Source organism: Siminovitchia jepli, from assembly GCF_047228825.1.
Lineage (GTDB): Bacteria > Bacillota > Bacilli > Bacillales > Bacillaceae_C > Siminovitchia.
In genome coordinates, this window is sequence record NZ_JBFEGN010000031.1 from 18,737 (window position 1) to 39,995 (window position 21,259).

Annotated in this window: 22 protein-coding genes; 19 read left to right on the forward strand and 3 right to left on the reverse strand. The window is 43.3% G+C overall.

The annotated features are described in order from the left end of the window. The first annotated feature begins 60 nt into the window (after positions 1 to 60). The 5 genes from purC to purF are packed head-to-tail and all read left to right on the forward strand — an operon-like array spanning position 61 to position 5,296. On the forward strand, positions 61 to 774 hold the full coding sequence (gene purC, locus AB1L08_RS11765) for a phosphoribosylaminoimidazolesuccinocarboxamide synthase (RefSeq protein ID WP_413064851.1): 714 nt from the start codon (positions 61 to 63) through the stop codon (positions 772 to 774). Further along, entirely contained in the window at positions 771 to 1,022 is a 252-nt protein-coding gene (purS, locus tag AB1L08_RS11770) for a phosphoribosylformylglycinamidine synthase subunit PurS (protein WP_413064852.1), read from the forward strand. The genes purC and purS overlap by 4 nt, the downstream gene beginning before the upstream one ends. Continuing rightward, the gene (gene purQ / locus AB1L08_RS11775) at positions 1,019 to 1,699 is read left to right on the forward strand and encodes a phosphoribosylformylglycinamidine synthase subunit PurQ (RefSeq protein ID WP_413064853.1); all 681 of its coding nucleotides are present in this window, start codon (positions 1,019 to 1,021) and stop codon (positions 1,697 to 1,699) included. The genes purS and purQ overlap by 4 nt, the downstream gene beginning before the upstream one ends. Continuing rightward, positions 1,638 to 3,914 carry a phosphoribosylformylglycinamidine synthase subunit PurL gene (gene purL / locus AB1L08_RS11780; RefSeq protein WP_413064854.1) on the forward strand — a complete coding sequence of 759 codons (2,277 nt, stop codon included), beginning with the start codon at positions 1,638 to 1,640 and terminating at the stop codon, positions 3,912 to 3,914. Before purQ ends, purL begins: the two co-directional genes overlap by 62 nt. Then, positions 3,890 to 5,296: an amidophosphoribosyltransferase gene (gene purF / locus AB1L08_RS11785; RefSeq protein ID WP_413064855.1), complete on the forward strand. Its 1,407-nt coding sequence runs from the start codon at positions 3,890 to 3,892 to the stop codon at positions 5,294 to 5,296. Before purL ends, purF begins: the two co-directional genes overlap by 25 nt. Positions 5,297 to 5,461: 165 nt before the next feature. Here the strand turns inward: purF and hisF are convergent, their stop codons facing one another. Both hisF and hisH read right to left on the reverse strand, forming a co-directional pair. Then, positions 5,462 to 6,244: an imidazole glycerol phosphate synthase subunit HisF gene (gene hisF / locus AB1L08_RS11790; protein WP_413064856.1), complete on the reverse strand. Its 783-nt coding sequence runs from the start codon at positions 6,242 to 6,244 to the stop codon at positions 5,462 to 5,464. Positions 6,245 to 6,259: 15 nt separating this feature from the next. After that, complete coding sequence (hisH, locus tag AB1L08_RS11795; RefSeq protein WP_413064857.1) at positions 6,260 to 6,862, reverse strand: imidazole glycerol phosphate synthase subunit HisH; 603 nt, start codon at positions 6,860 to 6,862, stop codon at positions 6,260 to 6,262. Positions 6,863 to 7,196: 334 nt separating this feature from the next. On the opposite strand from hisH, the gene AB1L08_RS11800 reads away from it, so the two are divergent. From AB1L08_RS11800 to AB1L08_RS11850, 11 genes are all read left to right on the forward strand, one after another. Next, positions 7,197 to 7,463, forward strand: a complete 267-nt coding sequence (locus tag AB1L08_RS11800) for a metal-sensitive transcriptional regulator (protein ID WP_413064858.1) — start codon at positions 7,197 to 7,199, stop codon at positions 7,461 to 7,463. Positions 7,464 to 7,571: 108 nt separating this feature from the next. Continuing rightward, the gene (locus tag AB1L08_RS11805) at positions 7,572 to 8,051 is read left to right on the forward strand and encodes a DsrE/DsrF/DrsH-like family protein (protein WP_413064859.1); all 480 of its coding nucleotides are present in this window, start codon (positions 7,572 to 7,574) and stop codon (positions 8,049 to 8,051) included. 102 nt (positions 8,052 to 8,153) lie between these two features. After that, positions 8,154 to 8,729, forward strand: coding sequence for a sulfurtransferase TusA family protein (locus AB1L08_RS11810; protein WP_413064860.1), 576 nt, complete (start codon positions 8,154 to 8,156; stop codon positions 8,727 to 8,729). After that, positions 8,729 to 8,959 carry a glutaredoxin family protein gene (locus tag AB1L08_RS11815; RefSeq protein WP_413064861.1) on the forward strand — a complete coding sequence of 77 codons (231 nt, stop codon included), beginning with the start codon at positions 8,729 to 8,731 and terminating at the stop codon, positions 8,957 to 8,959. Before AB1L08_RS11810 ends, AB1L08_RS11815 begins: the two co-directional genes overlap by 1 nt. A gap of 35 nt (positions 8,960 to 8,994) precedes the next feature. Further along, complete coding sequence (locus tag AB1L08_RS11820; RefSeq protein ID WP_413064862.1) at positions 8,995 to 10,122, forward strand: MBL fold metallo-hydrolase; 1,128 nt, start codon at positions 8,995 to 8,997, stop codon at positions 10,120 to 10,122. A 20-nt stretch (positions 10,123 to 10,142) separates the two neighbouring features. After that, a complete protein-coding gene (locus tag AB1L08_RS11825) occupies positions 10,143 to 10,370 on the forward strand; it encodes a sulfurtransferase TusA family protein (RefSeq protein ID WP_413064863.1) in 228 nt (75 codons plus the stop codon). Between the two features lie 48 nt (positions 10,371 to 10,418). Next, positions 10,419 to 11,195: a sulfite exporter TauE/SafE family protein gene (locus tag AB1L08_RS11830; RefSeq protein WP_413064864.1), complete on the forward strand. Its 777-nt coding sequence runs from the start codon at positions 10,419 to 10,421 to the stop codon at positions 11,193 to 11,195. 681 nt (positions 11,196 to 11,876) lie between these two features. After that, the gene (locus AB1L08_RS11835) at positions 11,877 to 13,715 is read left to right on the forward strand and encodes a sigma-54-dependent Fis family transcriptional regulator (protein WP_413064865.1); all 1,839 of its coding nucleotides are present in this window, start codon (positions 11,877 to 11,879) and stop codon (positions 13,713 to 13,715) included. Positions 13,716 to 13,910: 195 nt separating this feature from the next. Continuing rightward, entirely contained in the window at positions 13,911 to 14,903 is a 993-nt protein-coding gene (locus tag AB1L08_RS11840; RefSeq protein ID WP_413064866.1) for a thiamine pyrophosphate-dependent dehydrogenase E1 component subunit alpha, read from the forward strand. Between the two features lie 14 nt (positions 14,904 to 14,917). Beyond that, positions 14,918 to 15,952 (forward strand): alpha-ketoacid dehydrogenase subunit beta, encoded by a 1,035-nt coding sequence (locus AB1L08_RS11845; RefSeq protein WP_413064867.1) that lies wholly within the window; start codon positions 14,918 to 14,920, stop codon positions 15,950 to 15,952. A 73-nt stretch (positions 15,953 to 16,025) separates the two neighbouring features. Next, on the forward strand, positions 16,026 to 17,258 hold the full coding sequence (locus tag AB1L08_RS11850) for a dihydrolipoamide acetyltransferase family protein (RefSeq protein WP_413064868.1): 1,233 nt from the start codon (positions 16,026 to 16,028) through the stop codon (positions 17,256 to 17,258). A gap of 241 nt (positions 17,259 to 17,499) precedes the next feature. Here AB1L08_RS11850 and AB1L08_RS11855 read toward each other — a convergent pair whose 3' ends face one another. After that, positions 17,500 to 18,168 (reverse strand): B3/B4 domain-containing protein, encoded by a 669-nt coding sequence (locus tag AB1L08_RS11855; protein WP_413064869.1) that lies wholly within the window; start codon positions 18,166 to 18,168, stop codon positions 17,500 to 17,502. Positions 18,169 to 18,286: 118 nt separating this feature from the next. On the opposite strand from AB1L08_RS11855, the gene queG reads away from it, so the two are divergent. The 3 genes from queG to AB1L08_RS11870 all read left to right on the forward strand — a co-directional run bounded on the left by queG (position 18,287) and on the right by AB1L08_RS11870 (position 21,158). Continuing rightward, a complete protein-coding gene (gene queG / locus AB1L08_RS11860; RefSeq protein WP_413064870.1) occupies positions 18,287 to 19,432 on the forward strand; it encodes a tRNA epoxyqueuosine(34) reductase QueG in 1,146 nt (381 codons plus the stop codon). A gap of 162 nt (positions 19,433 to 19,594) precedes the next feature. Then, the gene (locus tag AB1L08_RS11865; RefSeq protein ID WP_413064871.1) at positions 19,595 to 19,879 is read left to right on the forward strand and encodes a KGG domain-containing protein; all 285 of its coding nucleotides are present in this window, start codon (positions 19,595 to 19,597) and stop codon (positions 19,877 to 19,879) included. 412 nt (positions 19,880 to 20,291) lie between these two features. Continuing rightward, positions 20,292 to 21,158: an amidase domain-containing protein gene (locus AB1L08_RS11870; RefSeq protein WP_413064872.1), complete on the forward strand. Its 867-nt coding sequence runs from the start codon at positions 20,292 to 20,294 to the stop codon at positions 21,156 to 21,158. Positions 21,159 to 21,259 lie beyond the last annotated feature (101 nt).

Consider the following 21,259-nt stretch of genomic DNA (forward strand, 5'->3'; position numbering starts at 1 on the left):
GGGACATGCCATCTAAAGAATTTTCGACGGAATTGGATGAACGGAAGGGGGAATTTAATCTTGAAAACAGGACTCTTGTATGAGGGAAAAGCGAAGAAAGTCTATCAAGCATGTGGAGAACCAGGAAAATTAGTTCTCTCCTATAAAGATGATGCAACCGCAATGAATGGAGAGAAAAAGGCGACATTCGTCGGCAAGGGAAGATTGAATAATGAAATATCTTCCCGCATCTTTACCTATCTTCGCGCAAAAGGAGCAGAAACGCATTTTATCAAACGATTAAACGAAACGGAACAACTCGTTTATCGAACTGAAATGATTCCGCTAGAAGTCGTCGTACGAAATATGGCGGCAGGAAATATTGCGAAGCGATTAGGAATTGAGGATGCAACAGCATTTGATCCGCCAATTGTTGAATTCTATTACAAGAATGATGAATTGGGAGATCCGTTCATCAATGATGAACATGCATTGTTTTTAACAAATGTCACACCTGCAGAATTACAGGAAATGAAAAATAAGGCACTTAAGATGAATGACCTATTAAGGGAGCTTTTTTCAAAAGTGGAGGTTATTTTAGTAGATTTCAAACTGGAGTTTGGCAGAAATGCGGAGGCACAGATTGTACTTTCCGATGAAATTTCCCCAGACACTTGCAGGCTTTGGGACAAAACGACTCAAGATAAATTGGATAAAGATGTATTTCGTCAGGGTACTGGCGATTTACTAAAAGTATATGAAGATATTTTAAAACGACTGGAGCGAATCATATGAAAAAGGCAACGGTTTATATCACATTGAAGCTAGGTGTACTAGACCCGCAAGGGAAAGCCATTCAAACTTCTTTACATTCATTGGGCTATAAAGAAGTAAATGACGTCCGTATTGGAAAGTACATGGAATTACAAGTAGCAGATGGTCCTGATGTAGAAGAAAGAGTAAAAGAAATGTGTGATCGCTTGCTGGCAAACCCTGTTATTGAAGATTATCGCTTTACGGTGGAGGAGGCAGTTCAGTCGTGAAATTTGCTGTAGTGGTTTTTCCGGGTTCCAATTGTGATCGTGACATGCATCATGCTGTAAAAGAAATATTGGGAGAAGAAGCAGATTTGGTTTGGTATCAATGCAGTAATTTAGAAAACTATGATGGCATTCTGCTTCCAGGTGGATTTTCCTATGGAGATTATTTGCGATCTGGTGCAATAGCTGCAACATCTGACATGATGAATCAAATGGTAGAACATGCAGCAAAAGGAAAACCTGTATTAGGCGTTTGTAATGGATTCCAAGTACTAACAGAATCAGGCCTTCTTCCAGGTGCGCTCATGCGCAATCAAAATGTTTCCTTTATGTGCCGCCAAGAAGAGTTAGTCGTTGAAAATAATGAAACAATGTTTACGAGCCTGTATGAAAAAGGGGAAGTCGTTCGTTTTCCAATCGCTCACGGGGAAGGAAATTACTTCTGTGATCAAGAGACTTTAGAAGAACTTAAGGCAAATAATCAAATTGTTTTCACTTACAAAAATAACCCCAATGGTTCTTTGGAAGATATTGCAGGAATTATGAATAATAAAGGAAATGTACTTGGAATGATGCCACACCCGGAACGTGCTGTAGAAGCGTTATTAGGCAGTGATGATGGCGTTCGCTTATTCAAGTCCGTTATACAGAATTGGAGGAAGTCCTTTGTTACAGCATGAGATCAGCCCGGAACAAATTGAACGTGATAAAGTTTACCGTGAAATGGGATTAAGTGATCAAGAATATGCCATGGTGAAAGATCTTTTAAAACGTCGCCCCAATTATACGGAAACGGGCATTTTTTCAGTGATGTGGTCCGAACATTGCAGTTATAAATCTTCAAAACCGTTATTGAAAAAGTTCCCGACAAAAGCTCCAATGGTTCTTCAAGGTCCAGGAGAAGGTGCGGGAATCATCGACATTGGCGACAATCAAGCAGTTGTTTTTAAAGTAGAAAGTCATAACCATCCATCTGCTGTTGAACCCTATTTAGGTGCAGCAACTGGTGTTGGTGGGATTATTCGTGACATTTTCTCTATGGGTGCTCGTCCAATCGCATCAATGAACTCCCTTCGCTTCGGTAATTTGAATACGGAGCGTACAAAGTATTTATTCTCTGAAGTGGTAGCCGGCATTGCGGGTTACGGGAACTGTGTCGGTGTTCCAACAGTTGGCGGAGAGGTTCAATTTGATGAAAGCTATGAAGGAAACCCTTTAGTAAATGTGATGAGTGTTGGTTTCATTCGTCATGAGGATATTCAAAAAGGGCAAGCAAAAGGGATCGGCAATACAGTCATCTACGCTGGATCTCCAACAGGCCGTGACGGAATACATGGTGCAACATTCGCATCTGATGATTTAGGCGGAGATGCAGCGAAAGACAGACCCGCTGTTCAAGTTGGCGATCCATTTATGGAGAAGTTATTAATTGAGGCTTGTTTGGAAGTGATAAAATCAGATGCACTTGTCGGTATCCAGGATATGGGCGCTGCAGGGCTTACTTCTTCTGCGAGTGAAATGGCAAGCAAAGCAGGTACAGGAATCGAACTCAACTTGGACCTCGTACCACAACGTGAACAACATATGACGGCATATGAAATGATGCTATCGGAATCTCAAGAAAGAATGCTCCTTGTCGTTAAAAAGGGGCGCGAACAAGAAATGATGGATGTATTTGAAAAATATGGCTTACATGCTGTAGCAATTGGCAAAGTAATCGAAGAGAAGAAATTTCGTATTAAACATCGCGGGGAAATTGTGGCCAATATTCCGGTGGATTCACTGACAGATGATGCACCTGTCTATTATCTTCCATCGAAGGAACCAGCTTATTTCAAGGATTTCCAAAACATCGAAAATACGGTACCAGAAGTTTCAAACCATCCGGAAACTTTAAAGCAATTACTGCAGCAACCAACGATTTCTAGTAAAGAGTGGGTTTATAACCAATACGATTACCAGGTCCAAACGAATACGGTATTTGCACCAGGTTCAGATGCAGCGGTTGTTCGCATAAAAGGGAAAGATAAATCACTGGCAATTACGACAGACTGTAATTCAAGATATATGTATTTGGATCCGAAAACAGGTGGAAAAATTGCCGTAGCAGAAGCTGCGCGCAACATTATCTGTTCAGGTGCCAAACCGCTTGGACTTACGGACGGATTAAACTTCGGAAACCCAAATAATCCAGAAATCTTCTGGCAAATGGAACAAAGTGTGGAAGGGATGAGTGAGGCATGTAAAGCACTGGAAATACCAGTGATCAGCGGAAATGTCTCATTATATAACCAATCCGATGGAAAAGCGATTTTCCCAACAACGGTTGTTGGAATGGTTGGTTTACATGAATCCCTGGAACATATTACACCAAGTTTCTTCCAGTCAGCAGATGATCTGATTTATTGTATTGGAGAAGCGGAAGCAGAATTTGCCGGAAGTGAACTTCAAAATCTATTAACGAACGGAAAATACGAAGGAAAAGCACCTGCAATCGATTTAGAAGTAGAAGCAAAAAGACAGCGTCAATTATTAACTGCCATCCAAAATGGTCTCGTGGCATCGGCACATGACCTTTCAGAAGGCGGGTTAGCAGTAGCTCTTGCTGAATGTACTTTTACGGATAAAGGTTTTGGAGCAAAAGTAAATGTATCCGGAAATGCAACCGTTGAATTATTTAGTGAAACACAATCTCGTTTTCTAGTATCTGTAAAAGCTTCCGATAAAAAACGTTTTGAGGAAATCGTAGAAGATGCCAAACAAATCGGTGTTGTGACAGCGGAAGATGAGTTAGATATCCATGTAAATCATCAATCAGTAGTAAGAGAAAACGTGAAGGAATTGGAAAAACTATGGAAGGGTGCTATTTCATGCTTGCTGAAATCAAAGGCATAAATGAAGAATGCGGTGTATTTGGAATTTGGGGACATGATAAAGCAGCAGAATTAACGTACTACGGATTGCATTCCATACAACATCGCGGGCAGGAAGGGGCAGGGATTGTTGTAAGTAATGGTTTGGAATTAAAGGGATATAAAGGGCTGGGCTTGGTGAATGATGTTTTTAAAAATGCCAGGCTTGATGAAATGAGCGGAAAAGCAGCAGTTGGGCATGTTCGTTATTCGACTCAAGGCAGTAAAGTCATTGAAAATGTCCAACCGCTCCTTTTCAGTTCCCAGTCTGGAAGTATTGCTTTAGCTCATAACGGTAATATTATGAACGCCTATAAACTTCGTGGGCAACTGGAAGCTCAAGGAAGTATTTTTCAATCTTCTTCAGACACGGAAGTGCTAGCCCATCTTATGAAACGAAATGGCCGTATAATAAATGAAGAATCCATTGCTGATGCACTACATCAACTTGTTGGGGCCTATGCCTTTATCATTCTTACAGAGGATAAAATGTATGCAGCCCTTGACCCGGCAGGGATTCGTCCACTATCAATTGGACGAGTGGGAGATGCTTATGTAGTAGCCTCGGAAACTTGTGCATTTGACCAAATTGGGGCAACCTTTGAGCGTGAAATTTTACCTGGTGAGCTCATGACAATTGATGACACAGGTCTGAAATCAAGAAGATTTGCCATCCGTGGCCATCGGAAAATGTGCGCAATGGAATATGTATATTTGGCCCGTCCCGATAGCGAAATCAACCATGTGAATGTGCATGCATCAAGGAAAAGAATGGGCAGGGAATTAGCGAAGGAAGCACCAGCAGATGCCGACATGGTGATCGGTGTTCCTGACTCCAGTTTTTCAGCAGCTAATGGGTACGCGGAAGAAATTGGATTGCCTTATGAAATAGGGATTGTCAAAAACCGCTATGTAGGAAGAACGTTCATCCAACCTTCTCAAGATTTGCGGGAACTGGGTGTGAAGATGAAATTATCTCCCGTCCGGAGCATGATCGAAGGAAAGCGCGTTATTATGGTCGATGATTCCATTGTTCGCGGTACAACATCCATACGAATTGTAAAAATGCTAAAAGACGCAGGAGCGAAGGAAGTGCATGTGCGCATTGCTTCCCCGGCGATTAAAAACCCTTGTTATTACGGCATTGATATGTCCACCACAAAAGAATTAATTGCAGCGAATTATTCGGAAAATGAAATTTGCGAAATCATTGGTGCAGATAGCATTGCCTATCTGTCGGAAGAAGGAATGGAAAAAGCGATTGTAAAGGATAAAACCATTCATCAAGGAATATGTACGGCTTGTATGACAGGAAAATATCCTGTGAAGGAAGAGGAGAAGGAATTTTCTTTTGTAAATGCATGATAGAGAAGGGGTAATAAAATCGGGCGTGAACGGGCGAGAAAAAGCGGCATCAAGAGAGTATGAACGGGAACGGATAAAAGTAGGGCGGCAATCAATAATTTGAGCGATAACAACTGTTATCGCTCGAGTAAAGCAGACTGGTGTTTGCTGAAAATCCGGCATTCATTATCCGTGGGTATTACGTACAGGTATGCCATGTTGTAATAAGTATTTCTTGATATCCATAACCGTTAACTCTTCGTAATGCAATAAGGAAGCAACCAAAGCGGCTTCTGCATGTCCATCTTTAAATGCTTCATGAATATGTGCCAAATTTCCTGCGCCCCCGGAAGCAATGACCGGAATGTTCACGGCCCCTGTTAATGAACGCAATAGCGCAATATCATAACCATTTTTCATTCCGTCCCGATCAATACTTGTACAAACGATTTCTCCGGCGCCTAATTCTTCCGCACGACAGGCCCATTCAATCGCGTCCATTCCACTGCTTTCATGCGCTGAATGTGTATAAACTTCCCAGCGAATGATGTTCCCGTCGCCATTTTGAATCGGCTTGGCATCGAGTGCCAAAACGACGCATTGCTTACCAAAAATATGAGCTGCTTCAGTTAATAATTCAGGTTTCTTGACAGCTGCTGTATTCACACCGACTTTATCCGCACCAGCACGTAATACCCGCTTGAAATCGGCGATGGTCCGAATCCCGCCTACTACAGAAAACGGAACATATAATTTCTCGGCCACACGGCGAATCCAATCATAGTTAACATCCTGACTGTGTAAAGAAGCCGTCGTGTCCAAATACAGGATTTCATCGGCTCCTTGTTCAGCATATTTCTGGCCCAGCTCTGCCGGATCCCCAATATCAGCAGGGTTCCGAAATTGTACGTACTTCACGGCCCGGTTATTTGCAACATCGATTGCTGGAATGATTCGTTTTTTTAGCATAAACAGGCTGCCTCCTTAGAAGTTGGCGCAAAAGTTTTCCAATATCGCAAGACCAGCTTCTGCACTTTTTTCGGGATGAAATTGTACACCAATGACATTATCCTTTGCGATTACTGAACAAAAATCTTCGCCATATTCCGTGATCCCAATCGTATCCGTCTCGTGATTTGGCTGAACGTAAAAGGAATGGACAAAATAAAAATCGAATGCATCCGGAATATTTCTGAAAATGGGGTGTTTTATTTTTTGATGAACTTCATTCCAGCCCATATGGGGCACCTTTACTCGATTGTTTTGAAAGGGGCAGACGGCTCCATCAAAGATGGATAAACAATCCGTGTCATTTTCTTTGCTATATTCCATTAAAAGCTGCATACCCAAACAAATGCCCAGAAAGGGAATTCCTGCTTTTATCGCTTCTTTTATTTTGTGATCCAATCCATGCCTTCTAATGTATTCCATCGCTTTCCCCGCACTGCCGACACCAGGGAAAATCATTTTATCAATCCCTGTAAAATCCCGGGGCGCAGCCATCACTTTTGTTGGAAAACCGAGCTTTTTTACTGCTTTTTCAACACTATGCAAATTACCGGCTCCGTAATCTATAATGCCGATCATAAAAGGACCTCCAATCAAGGTAACATACATATTTTACTTTACCACTCTAATGAAGTAAAGTTTTTTGAATACTGTCGGAAATCTATCTTGGATCTCATTTCCATTTTTTGGAGAAAAATTCCTGGCAAGCGACTTTAATTTCCAGAAAAAATGGGAAAATACCCACATATTGATTAACTTTGAAAACCCTTGTCGCTATAGCGTTTGACATGGATGATTTAGTTTATTTCCGAGATTTCTGCACTAAGCATATCAAGTTTGACAATATACCCTTATAGGCATATAATCACTATTAAGTCTTACAATCGAAAAATGATTTTTGGAAGGGGTGAGTATGTTGAAATATGATGCGCAGATAAAAAACAGGGTAAAACGGATCGAAGGGCAGTTAAGAGGGATTTTAAAGATGATGGAAGAAAACAAAGACTGCAAAGATGTCATCACCCAATTATCTGCAGCCAGATCTGCGATTGACCGGAGCATAGGCCTTATCGTCAGTTCCAATTTGGTTGAATGTGTTCAATTGGCAAAAGCAAACGGTGATGCGGATACGGAGGCATTGGTCAAAGAAGCAGTCGATTTGTTGGTGCGCAGCCGTTAAAAAAGACAGTTGACATCATTTTTATTTATCATTATAATACCCATAGGTGTATAGGTTATTTTTTACAATCATAAATACCCAATAGGGTATAAGAATTGGGGGAGAACAATGATGGAGAAGAAGAAAACGACGATCGTTTTGTTTAGTGGCGATTATGATAAAGCGATGGCAGCTTATATCATTGCCAACGGTGCGGCGGCATATGATCATGAGGTAACCATTTTTCATACCTTTTGGGGTTTGAATGCATTGAGAAAAGAAGAAAGCATTCCAGTGAAGAAAGGTTTTATGGAAAAAATGTTTGGAAAGATGATGCCAAGAGGTGCCGACCAGATGGGGCTTTCCAAAATGAACTTTGCCGGGCTTGGTCCCAAAATGATCAAAAATATTATTAAAAAGCATAATGCCGTTCCACTTCCGGAGTTAATTGAAATGGCTAAAGAGCAAGATATTAAGTTAGTTGCTTGTACGATGACAATGGATTTACTGGGTCTGCAGCAAGAGGAACTCTTGGATGGAATTGAATATGCCGGAGTTGCCGCTTATCTTGCGGATGCCGAAATAGGCCATGTCAATCTGTTTATTTAATGCTGAAATAACAGGAATATACAATAAACCATATTTTCGTTATTGATCTTTTTCAACGATTTAGCAGCTAGAAAGCAGAATAAAGCAAATGGAGGTATAAGCGTGGATAAAATAAGTGCAGATGTCATCCTGGATGCAAAGGGATTGGCATGTCCAATGCCAATCGTTAAAACAAAAAAAGCGATCAACCAATTGGAGCCGGGAAAGGTACTTGAGGTCCAGGCGACTGATAAAGGATCGCAAGCTGATATGAAAGCTTGGGCTGAGAGCACAGGCCATCAATACTTGGGTACTTTAGAAGAGAACGGTGTATTAAGGCATTTTCTCAAAAAGCATTCTCATGACGAAGCAGATGGGAAAAAGTACCCCCATATAGCCAGTAACGATGAGCTGAAAGAAAGAATGAAAGCCAATGAGCCTGTTGTTGTACTCGATGTAAGGGAAGCTGTGGAATATGCTTCCGGCCATATCCCCGGAGCTGTTTCCATTCCAATGGGAGAACTGGATGGAAGAGCGGATGAACTAAGGAAAGATCAGGACATTTTCGTCATATGCCGTACAGGCAACCGCAGCGATTTGGCAGCGAAAAAGTTGAAAGATAAAGGATTTCACAATGTCTTTAATGTCATACCGGGTATGAGTAAATGGACCGGAGAAACTGAAGGAGGTCAACAATAATGTCTGTCACTATATATACAACGACAAGATGTCCGTATTGCGACATGCTAAAAAATTTTTTGTCAGAAAAAGGAATAGCTTTTAATGAAGTGAATGTGGAAAAAAATCCTGCAAAAATGCAGAAATTAATCAGTACGACAGGACAAATGGGTGTGCCGCAAACCGAAATAAATGGCGAGTGGATTATCGGGTTTGATCCATATAGCATTATGGCAGTATTGCGAATATAATTTTTTTGACGGAAATCATACCGGGAGGGGTAAAAATGACAGTAACAGCAATGACACCTGGGGAAGTGACAAACAAAATCTTGAATAATGAGGATTTGTTTATCTTGGATGTCCGCAATAACAATGATTTTGACGATTGGAAAATTGAAGGGAAAAATATTGCCCATCTAAACATTCCTTATTTTGAACTGCTTGATGGCGTGGAGGAAATTCTGGATAACATCCCTAAAGAAAAAGAAATATTGGTTGTTTGTGCAAAAGAAGGGTCATCAGTTATGGTAGCTGAAATGTTGTCAGAGCAGGGGGTGGATGTATCATACCTCCAAGGTGGCATGAAAGCGTGGAGTGAACATTTGGAGCCTGTAAAAATCGGAGATTTGAAAAGCGGCGGACAAATTTATCAATTTGTCCGGATTGGAAAGGGCTGCTTGTCATATATGGTTATTTCTAACGGTGAAGCAGCCGTTATCGATGCAACCCGCATGGTAGATGTGTTCATTGAATTTGCGCAAAGCAAAGATGCGAAAATTACTCATGTGCTGGACACTCATCTCCATGCCGATCATATTTCTGGAGGCAGACAAATCTCAGAGCAGACAAAAGCTTTGTACTGGCTTCCGCCCAAGGATGCTGCAGAGGTGACGTTTGATTATCAGCCTTTGGAAGATGGCAACGTGATTACTGTAGGCAATGCCGCGATAGATATCCATGCCCTTTATTCTCCCGGCCATACGATTGGATCTACGTCTTTTATCGTAGACGGGCAATATTTATTGTCAGGCGATATCCTATTTGTAGACTCAATCGGAAGACCCGACCTTGCCGGATTGGCTCAAGACTGGGTGGGCGACCTTCGGGAAACATTGTATTCGCGATATAGAAGCTTATCTGAAAAGCTGATTGTTTTGCCTGCCCACTTTATGATCATGGATGAATTGAATGAAGATGGGAGTGTTTCCGAAAAGTTGGGCACCCTTTTTGCAGAAAATCACGGTTTGAATGTGGAAAGTGAAGAAGAGTTCAGAAAACTGGTAACGGAAAACCTGCCTCCCCAGCCAAATGCTTATCAGGAAATCCGTGAAACAAATATGGGAAAAATAAATCCCGACCTTGACAAACAACGTGAAATGGAAATTGGTCCAAACCGCTGTGCGGTTAGATAATCTATCAGGAGGAATGACAGATGGAAACAACAAAGTTTTTAGATGCAAAAGGATTGGCTTGCCCAATGCCGATTGTTAGAGCTAAAAAAGCGATGAATGAATTGGAGTCTGGAGAAATATTGGAAATCCATACAACGGATAAAGGGTCCAAAAGTGACTTGTCTGCATGGTCAAAATCAAGCGGACATGAACTATTGAAACAAGAAGAAGAAAATGGTATTTTCAAATTTTGGATTAAGAAAGCCTGACAAATGAAGGGAACCGCATTGGTTCCCTTTTCTCAAGGGGGTTGAACAATGGATTTTACATTTATCATTGTCGTTTTTTTAATTGGCTTTACCGGATCCTATATTTCGGGAATGCTGGGAATTGGCGGTTCTATCATTAAATATCCGATGCTCCTATATATTCCACCCCTATTTGGATTGACGGCTTTCACCGCCCATGAAGTTTCCGGAATCAGCGCCGTTCAGGTATTTTTCGCAACAATTGGCGGTGTATGGGCGTATCGAAAAGGCGGCTACTTAAATAAGGCGTTGATTGGATATATGGGAATCAGCATTTTAATCGGGAGCTTTATCGGCGGCTATGGTTCAAAATTGATGTCTGAAGGGGGCATTAACTTAATATATGGCATATTGGCATTGGTTGCCGCAGTCATGATGTTTATACCGAAAAAAGGAATCGACGACACTCCTTTTGATCAGGTGATATTCAATAAGTGGCTGGCAGCATTGCTTGCATTCATTGTCGGCTTGGGAGCCGGAATTGTAGGGGCCGCGGGTGCATTCTTATTGGTGCCTATCATGCTTGTTATGTTAAAAATTCCCACTCGCATGACCATTGCTTCATCTTTGGCCATTACTTTCATTTCTTCAATCGGAGCAACTATAGGAAAAGTGACAACGGGGCAAGTGGATTATTTTCCGGCGCTTATCATGATTGTTGCAAGCTTGATTGCTTCACCGCTTGGAGCCATTGCAGGCAAGAAGGTAAACACAAAAGTATTGCAAGTCATTTTGGCCGTGTTGATATTGGCGACAGCCATCAAAATATGGGTTGATATTTTTTAAAAACAATGGAAGGGGATTGTCCGTACTGGAGGCAGTCCGTCTGCAGACTCAGGCGGTGGTGTCCACGTTTATTGCTCGCACTAGAGACAAGTCAGTCCGCCGATCATTTCGGCGGCGTTCTTGTCGTCGCTTGCTTGCATCTGGATGAGCTGTCTATTGCTGATAGATTGGCACATGATATATTTTTTATACTTTTTGAAGGGATGGATTGTTTTTCTCTATTTGCTCATTTTTTCCTGCAAAATGGGCTGCTTCTCCTATGAAAATAGGAAAAGCAGCCTTTCTCTATTTCAAATGCTTGCCAAGTCTATTCACAAGCCTTATTTCATCGAATTCCGCCAGAAAGCCTCCGATGCCGGACCTACTACAATACCAAGCGACATGGCAGAAATGAGGCTGTTTCCTGCGACCATGTAAGCATGGCTTCGGCAACTTGAGTCATGGAAATGTTCATTTTGATCTCCCATACCTGAAACCATCAAGTTAACAGAATCAGAGAAGTTTAACCCTGACACAAACCGGCTGTCAAGGCAGCAATGAACAATCGGTATAAGTGCTATTTAGCGGCATACTGGCGTTGACGGCAAAAAATATTCCCTCTATTCAGAATAAAAAAGGGATTTTTCCAAATTCGGCGAAATGGTTAATAGCAAGAAAAATAGGAAACGCGAGGTGGAGTTGGTGGAAGTACAAGATTCGTTAAAACGTTCTGTCTGGAATCGCTTCGTAAAAGAAGGTTCATTGGACGAAAGCCGGATTAAGAAAAGAATCTCGGAATCTTGGTTTCTTTGCCGCCAGGAAGGAGTAAATCCTTATGATGGCAAAGGTGAGACAATCTTGACGAAAGAAAATTTTCAACAACGTAAAAATGAAAACAGAAAGTTGCTCCATGCGGCCCTGCCAATTCTGAAAAGCTTGCTTCCTTTTTTTGAACACACAAAGTCCTTGTTTTTACTGGTCGACCCAGAAGGGTATGTCCTTTTCATGGATGGCCACGAAATGGCTATGAATAAGGCGAAGTCCATCAATTTTATTGAGGGTGTGAGATGGACAGAGGAGGAGGTGGGAACGAATGCAATTGGCACGGCCCTGAGGATCAAAGAGCCGATTCATATAATTGGTCCCGAGCATTATGCTGTTGCCTCCCATTCATGGGGGTGTTCTTCTTCCCCCATTTGGAACGAAAACGCCCAACTGGCGGGGATATTGAATATCTCTTACCCGGTTGGCTTCGGAATCAACGAGCAACTCCTGCCGTCCGTCATAGCGGCTGCTTACGCCATTGAGCAGCGCCTTGTTGCGGATGCCCGATCCAGGGAATTGCAATTGCTGCAGCATGCATCACTTGTGCAATCCGCTGATGAATGGATGATCATATGCAATGATCAGGGGAAAATCGTTTGGTTAACGGAGCGGATGCGAAAACTGCTCCCACAGTGGCATCAATTGACAATATCTGATGTGAAAGCAGAAGGATTCTCATTTTTGGGCGAGCAGCCCCTATATTCTTTTCAACAAAAAGAAGACATGATAGGATATAAGATTTATTTAAAAAATGTTCGGAAACAAACGCCGTGTATGCGCCCGAAATTTATATATGAAGGTGTCAAAGGAACAAGTGAAGCATTCCGAAATACATTGCTCCAAGCGGAAAAAGCAAGCAGGTCCGACGTAACGGTGCATCTTTCGGGAGAAACGGGAACCGGGAAAGAAATACTGGCCCGTGCCATTCATTTAAACAGTTCCCGTAAAAACGGCCCGTTTATTGCCGTCAATTGCGGCGCCATTCCAAAAGATTTGCTGGCAAGCGAGCTCTTTGGATATGTGCAAGGTGCATTCACAGGGGCAAAGCGGAACGGGCATAAAGGAAAATTTGAACAGGCAAATGGGGGAACACTTTTTTTGGACGAAATCGGCGAGATCTCCCAAGAGATGCAGGTGGCTTTGCTCAGGGTCCTCGAAGAAAGGGAAGTTGTTCCTTTAGGCGGACTCAAACCTGTTCCTGTTGATATACGGATCATCACTGCCTCGCACCGCGACTTGGATGATTTGGTAGAGAAGGGACGATTAAGGGAAGACTTGTACTATCGCATTTTTGTTTATCCGATTGAAGTGCCTCCATTGAAAAAACGCGCAAAAGATATTCCATACTTGATAAAGGATTATTGCATCAAAAATAACTGGAACGTTCATTTTTCTAAAGATGCGGCGGAATATTTGCAAAGCTTCCCGTGGCCCGGAAACATCAGGCAATTGCTTCACTTTTTAGAACGGCTTCATGTGGAAAGCGGAGCCAGTCAACCGACCCTCGAACTGATCACATCGATGTTAAACCCCGCGAAGACATCACAACAGTTGGACAATCGAACCATTGAAAAACTTACGTACAGAGAACAAATAGAAAAATCCAAAATGGCAGATGCGCTATTGGCAACAGATGGAAATGTCATGAGAGCCGCTGAAATGATCAACATGCCGCGAAGCACATTTTACAGAAAGCTGAAAAAATTCGATCTTTAAGTGGGAAAAAGTGAGACAATATGATAAAGTGTATCGCTTATTCCCAGCCTGAAGGCTGGATTTTGCTATGAACCATCATTTTTTTTATATGAAACCCATGAATCGGCTATTTTTACAAGTTGGCATATTATTTGCAATATTAGTAAAGTGATTTGGAATTTTCCCGACTTTTTAAAAAAGATAGGAGGAACAAGCATGACTGTGTCGTTATCTGCTGGTTTGACGAAGCAAAAGGCCAGGTGGATGTATGAAAAAATGTATGAGATCCGGCAATTTGAAGACAAAGTCCATGAAATTTTTCAGACGGGTGTTCTCCCGGGTTTTGTGCATTTATACGCCGGGCAAGAAGCAGTGGCCGTCGGGGTTTGCGCCCATTTAAACGAACATGACAGCATTACGAGTACGCACAGGGGGCATGGCCATTGCATAGCGAAAGAGTGCGACTTAAAGGGAATGATGGCGGAGATTTATGGCAAGGCCACAGGGCTTTGCAAGGGTAAAGGCGGCTCGATGCATATCGCCGATGTTGAAAAAGGAATGCTTGGTGCAAATGGAATTGTAGGCGGTGGATTCCCTTTGGCTGTCGGTGCGGCATTAACGGCCAAAACAAAGAAAACGGATGCTGTGGCTGTCTGTTTCTTTGGTGACGGGGCAAACAATCACGGAACGTTTCACGAAGGAATTAATCTTGCGGCCATTTGGAATTTGCCGGTTATATTTGTTGCCGAAAACAACGGGTACGCTGAAGCTACTCCTTTCCATTATGCTTCCAGCTGTACGAATATTGCCGACAGGGCGAAGGCTTACAACATCCCCGGAGAAACAGTTGACGGAAAAGACGTGATGGCCGTTTACAAAGCGGCAGAAAAAGCGGTGGAAAGGGCAAGAAACGGGGAAGGGCCGACATTGATTGAATGCGTTACTTACCGCAATTATGGACACTTTGAAGGGGATGCCCAAACGTATAAGAAGCAGGAGGAACGGAAGCAGCATTTGAATGAGCTTGATGCCATTGTACGGTTCCGCCACTATGCAACGGAAAACGAATTGTTAACAGGCGGGGAGCTCGACAATATTGAAATACAGGTCGAGAAATCAATTGAGGACGCAGTTAAATTTGCCGAAGAAAGCCCTTTTCCTTCTGCGGACGACTTGATCAAGGATGTTTATGTGTCTTACGACAATTGATGGGGGTGGAAAAAATGACGAGGAATATTTCATATGCAGATGCTTTGAATGAAGCGATGAAAATGGCGATGAGACGGGATGAGACAGTCGTTTTAATGGGGGAAGACGTTGCGGGCGGAGCCGAGGTGGACCATTTGCAGGATGAAGATGCATGGGGAGGCGTCATGGGTGTTACAAAAGGACTCGTAACAGAGTTTGGCAGAGACCGGGTATTGGACACGCCCATAGCCGAAGCCGGTTATATTGGTGCCTCTGTTACTGCCGCGGCAACAGGACTGCGTCCCATAGCGGAATTGATGTTTAACGATTTTATCGGAAGCTGCCTTGATGAAGTCATGAACCAGGCTGCAAAGCTCAGATATATGTTCGGAGGAAAGGCGAAGGTGCCGCTTACGATCCGGACGATGCATGGAGCGGGCTTCAGGGCAGCTGCCCAGCATTCACAAAGCCTGTACGCCCTTTTTACACATATTCCGGGATTGAAGGTTGTCGTCCCATCTACTCCAGCTGATGCAAAAGGGTTGCTCCTTTCATCCATATTCGATGATGACCCCGTTATCTTTTTTGAAGATAAGACGCTTTACAATATGAAAGGGGGAGTGGATGAACAATATTACACGATCCCGATTGGAAAAGCGGATATTAAACGAGCAGGGGAAGATTTGACGATTGTCGCCATCGGCAAACAAGTCCACACGGCGCTAAAAGCAGCTGACAAATTGGCGGAAAGCGGATTGGATGCGGAAGTGGTGGATCCCCGAAGTTTGTCGCCGCTCGATGAGGAAACGATTTTAACCTCTGTTGCCAAAACAAATCGTCTTATTATTATTGATGAAGCAACCCCGCGCTGCAGTGCGGCAACCGATATTTCGGCATTGGTCGCCGATAAAGGGTTTGACTATTTGGATGCACCGATCAAAATGATTACGGCACCGCACAGTCCGGTTCCTTTTTCACCGGCATTGGAGGATCTCTATTTGCCGTCGCCGGAAAAAGTTCTTCAAGTGGTTGCGGAAATGATCGGTGATGAAACGATTGTGACGATATAAACGCCATTTTGCCAAAACATGTTCAGCGTGTCAGTGATTTGGCACGCTTTTTTCAGAAGGGAGACGGGTTTTCATGGCTGTAGAAATTATTATGCCGAAACTAGGGATGGGCATGCAAGAAGGAACGGTCGTCGAGTGGCTGAAAAAACAGGGAGAACAGGTCGAAAAAGGGGAGTCGGTTGCCGTTATTTCATCTGACAAAATCGAAAAAGATATTGAAGCGCCGGACAATGGGATATTGCTTAAAATCGCTGCAGATGTCGATGACACCGTTTCGGTCGGAAAAGCGATCGGATATATCGGCCAGCCCGGGGAGAAAATCGAAACAGGGAATGGTGAAGAGGGAAAATCTGAACAGCATAAAGAAACAGCTGCTGCCATTCAAACGTCAGAAGCTCCGGCCCGAAAGCCGATGGGGCTGCAGCGGAAAAGCAGAATATCACCCGCAGCAAGGAAACTCGCCCAACAAGAAGGCATTGATATCAATGACATTACTGGAACCGGACCGCAAGGAAGAGTGACAAGGGAAGATGTGGAAAAAGCCATCGAAAAGAAAAAAGCAGCTGTTGAAGAACCGCAGGTGCATAAAAGGGAAGAGCAGGTGCAAGATGAAATATCAACAAAACAAGTTTCCGGCATGAGAAAAGTCATTGCATCAAGAATGTTTTCAAGCCTCCAGCAAAGTGCGCAGCTGACCATCCATATGCGGGCAAATGTCACAGAATTGCTTTTACTCAGGCAAAAAGTAAACGGCCAACCTGATTCAAACAGCCGTGCAAAGGTCAAATTGACAATTACTGATTTCATTGCGCGGGCAGCTGTACTGGCATTGGCGGACCATAAGATGATGAATAGTACATACGAGGGGGATCAAATCACCAGTTATCATTCGGTCCATCTGGGAATGGCAGTTGCCCTTGAAAATGGACTCGTTGTTCCCGTTATAAAACACGCCGAGAGGTACTCCGTTTCACAGCTATCCAACGAGATCAAAGTGTTGGGGAAAAAAGCAAGAGAAGGAACGTTGGAGGCGGATCAGATGAAAGGCTCTACTTTTACAATCACAAGCCTCGGAGCGGAAGGAGTGGAATTTTTCACGCCGATCCTAAATCCTCCCGAAGTCGGGATCCTTGGGGCGGGGTCGATTGCTGATACGCCGGTTTTCGTTGGGGAAGAAGTGAAACGGCAAAGTATGCTGCCGCTTAGCTTAACCTTTGACCACAGGGCCATTGACGGGGTACCGGCAAGCCGGTTTCTGCAAACGATCAAGGACTATCTTGAAAATCCGTATCATATGCTGGTATAACGAGGAAAAAGCGGCTGCATCCAGCCGCTTTATGCGTGGGACTGATTTTGTGAAAAATTGAACATTCTGTGACAACCATTGCCGTGCGTTGTCGCATTTTGTATAATAATCAATGCATGCAACAATGTATGCGAGGGCAGCTTCTGGCTGTTGTGGGTAAAATCCCATCATGCTCCATACATATCTTTTTACTAACGCAGTGTTCCGTTCCAATCAAGGACGAAGCACTGCGTTTTTTGATTTAATTGGAGAGGATCGAAAAGCGGGAATTCCCGCCGTTTATATGGGTAAACATGGAAGCCAATGATTCAACCAATTTTTCAGCTTCCTCTTTTTCGATCGATAAAGGCAGATAAACGATCTGCACTGCGTTTTTCGCAGCCGGGGTGACGGCGGTACGCATTGAATCCACAAAAGGGCTGCCAAAAGGGCCTGCATCATCAGCCGCTACCGGTAGGTTTTCCACGCTGTTCTCCCGTCCATTTAACCCTAGATAGCTTTCCTCTATTCTTCCTTTGCGGATCATCACATTTCCTTTGATTAAGTCTTTATCATAAATGCCTAGTGGAATCCGGTATTTGAGCGAAAAAAAGTTATTTATATCAGTGGCCGAGTTGATCGATGGCATGTATTTCTGTTTTTTGACGCGCCTGTATAATGCCTCGGCCGAATGCCTGTAGCGGTTCGGATCTTTTCCGAGCCTTTTAAAAACGGAACGCCATTCTTTGATTTCGGGTATTTCGCTGATGTTTTTGTTCTCCAGCTCAAAAAAAAGCGATTCCTGGAATAACTGGAGCCTTCCCTTCAGCATTTGCGGAGAATGCCCGATTGTTATATTCTCGTAATGAATAATGCCAAATTTGGCGTTTGGAACCTCTGCCAGCAATGTTTCGTCCAACGCAACTTCCAACGATTACACCTCCAATTGATCTTGAAAATAGTTTATCATAAATAGAAAAGCCATTGTGCATCAGCAGATTGTGCGTATGCTTTATATAAAAATCAAAAACAGGAAGGAGGAAAAGCAGGTGGATTATGGGCAGCTGAAGCAGGATATCATCGAGTACAGCAAGCAGATCGGAATTGACAAAATCGGTTTTGCCGGTTCCGACCCTTTTATTGAGATGAAAAACTTGCTGATCAGACAGGAAGCCCTCGGCTATCAGTCCGGGTTTGAACATAAAAATATTGATGAGCGGACGCACCCCGAGCTTATTTTTGAGGAACCGCGCTCGATTATTGCGATTGCGCTTGCCTATCCGTCGAAAATGAAGGAAACACCACGCGGAAAACGGGGGGCCAGAAGAGGCATTTTTTGCCGGGCTTCATGGGGAACTGATTACCATGTTTTGGTCCGCCAAAAGCTGGAACAGTTGGCGGCATATATGGAAGCCCGGGTTAGTGATGCGAGACTCAAGCTGATGGTCGATACCGGAGAGCTTGTGGACAGGGCAGTGGCCGAAAGGGCGGGAATCGGGTGGAGCGGGAAAAATTGCTCGATAATTACGCCGGAATTTGGTTCTTACGTTTATTTGGGTGAAATGATTACGAATTTACCCTTTGAACCGGATGAGCCGCTGCATGATCAATGCGGGGAATGTACGAAATGCCTTGATGCCTGCCCAACGGGAGCACTCGTGGAGCCCGGGCAGCTTAACGCACAGCGCTGTATTGCCTTTCTTACGCAGACGAAAGGCTTTTTGCCGGATGAATTCAGGGGAAAAATCGGGAACCGTTTGTATGGGTGTGATACATGCCAGTCTGTTTGCCCGAAAAATAAGGGAAAAGACCATCATCTCCATCCCGAAATGGAACCGGATCCCGAAACAGCCAAGCCGCTGCTTCAGTCCCTTCTCCAAATATCCAATCGGGAGTTTAAGGGAAAATTCGGTAAAATGGCCGGCTCCTGGCGGGGCAAAAAGCCCATTCAGCGAAATGCCATTATTGCCTTGGCTCATTTCAGGGAAGAGCAGGCTGTAGATGATTTAATTACGGTATTAAAAGAAGATGCCCGTCCCGAAATAAGGGGAACGGCAGCGTGGTCGCTCGGAAAAATTGGCGGAGAGAAAGCAAGAAATGCACTTCTGTCGGCGCAAAATCACGAAGAAGATGAGAAAGTACAGAAGGAAATCAATAAAGGGCTAGATTTGTTATCACGCTCTAACTGGCAGTAAGACTCCCACCTCAAATGGTTCATCATTCAGCCCTTTTGAATTTTTTGTTGAAACCCGTTTTCAAATCAAGTACAATATCATTTTTTGAAATAAAATGTTTTAATCTCATATGAGCGGGAACATAGAGAACTGTAAGAGAAAACTTTTAAGGAGGAATTCTCAATGGCAGACAAGAACAACAACAAACGCGACAAAATGACAGTAGAGGAAGCCGGGAAAAAAGGCGGAGAAGCGACGGCTGAATCTCACGGAAAAGACTTCTATGAAGAAATTGGCCGTAAAGGCGGAGAAGCAACCTCTGAAAATCACGACAGGGATTTCTACGAAAAAATTGGCCGCAAAGGCGGAGAAGCAACTTCCGAAAACCATGACAGGGAATTTTATGAAGAAATTGGTGAAAAAGGCGGAAATGAACGCGCAAAACAACGGGAAGATAACGACAAATAATTCAAATATAGGATAAAAGAAGATGCGAAAACGCATCTTCTTTTTATGTTATATATAATGAATGCAAGAGTTTAACATGCAATCATTTTAGACGATCGGTATTCATTATGAATTGGCCCGGCAGGCCAATGCCATTGCCCGCGCAGGCATTATTTCGGCGAAAACGGTCAAAGGAACGAGCTCCCATTGCCCGCGCAGGCTTTATTTCGGCGAAAACAGCCAAAGGAACGGAATCCCATTACCGATCTTTTCGGGTATGGAATACTAATAGTCACAAAAAAAGATGGAAGACCAATGACTAGACGCAATGGCTTTTTGTCAGATTTTCACGTTGCATTCAAAAGTTCATTTTATATAGATGAAAAAAAAGTTATTCCTCCCATATATATAAGTGAGGAGGGATGAAGTGAGGGTGAGGGATTGTTTAGAAAACAAATTGGAAGAAAGAGTAGAGGAGTATGCGGGCAGGAAAAAATCAAGGGACGATAAAGTCAACCGGAAATTACAATCTTTGGCGAACCGCAAGTGTGAAATCGTAAAGGTGGATGCGGTCGGCCAAGTATTGGAGAAAAGAACGGAAAAAGAGATTGACCAGTTGCTTTATCATTTTCATTTTAAATATGTGATTAAACAGGGGAGTTTCTTTTATATGGAAGAGGAGGTGGAAAAAAGAAAAGCAGCATTTTATAAAAATCACATAATTGAAGATGATGAAGTGCCGGTTGAATTCGAAGCGGAGCCGTTAAAAATGGATGAAGGCTGGAAAAGAGAGGAAAATGAACCGATCCGATATGATTATGACCGTTTAGAGGCTGTTCGCTACGCGGAAAGATGGTGGAACGACTACAACCCGGCATATATCAAATTTGAAGTGGATTGCACAAATTATGTATCACAATGCCTTCACGCTGGCGGGGCACCGATGAGGGGCTACCCCAACAGGAGCAACGGCTGGTGGTATCGGAACAGAAACTGGAGTTTTAGCTGGTCTGTTGCCAACGCTTTAAAAGCTTACCTGCAACATTCCAAAACAGGACTGAGGGCAAAAGAAGTCGACGATCCCTTGGAGCTCCAGCTCGGTGATGTCATTTGCTATGACTTCCAGGGTGATGGCAGATTCGACCACAATACAATTGTTACCGGAAAAGATGCGAATGGCATGCCGCTGGTGAATGCCCATACGTACAACACCAGAATGAGATATTGGGCGTATGAGGATTCTTCGGCATATACGCCAAACATTCAATATAAAATGTTCACGATCGTGGATAACAGTTAATAAAAGATGGCAGCGGCGAACCTGCAGCTTTGAGGAGTAAAAATTCTTCGAGATAATTCACTTATTTTACCCCCCCAAATTTTGATAAATATGGGATAATT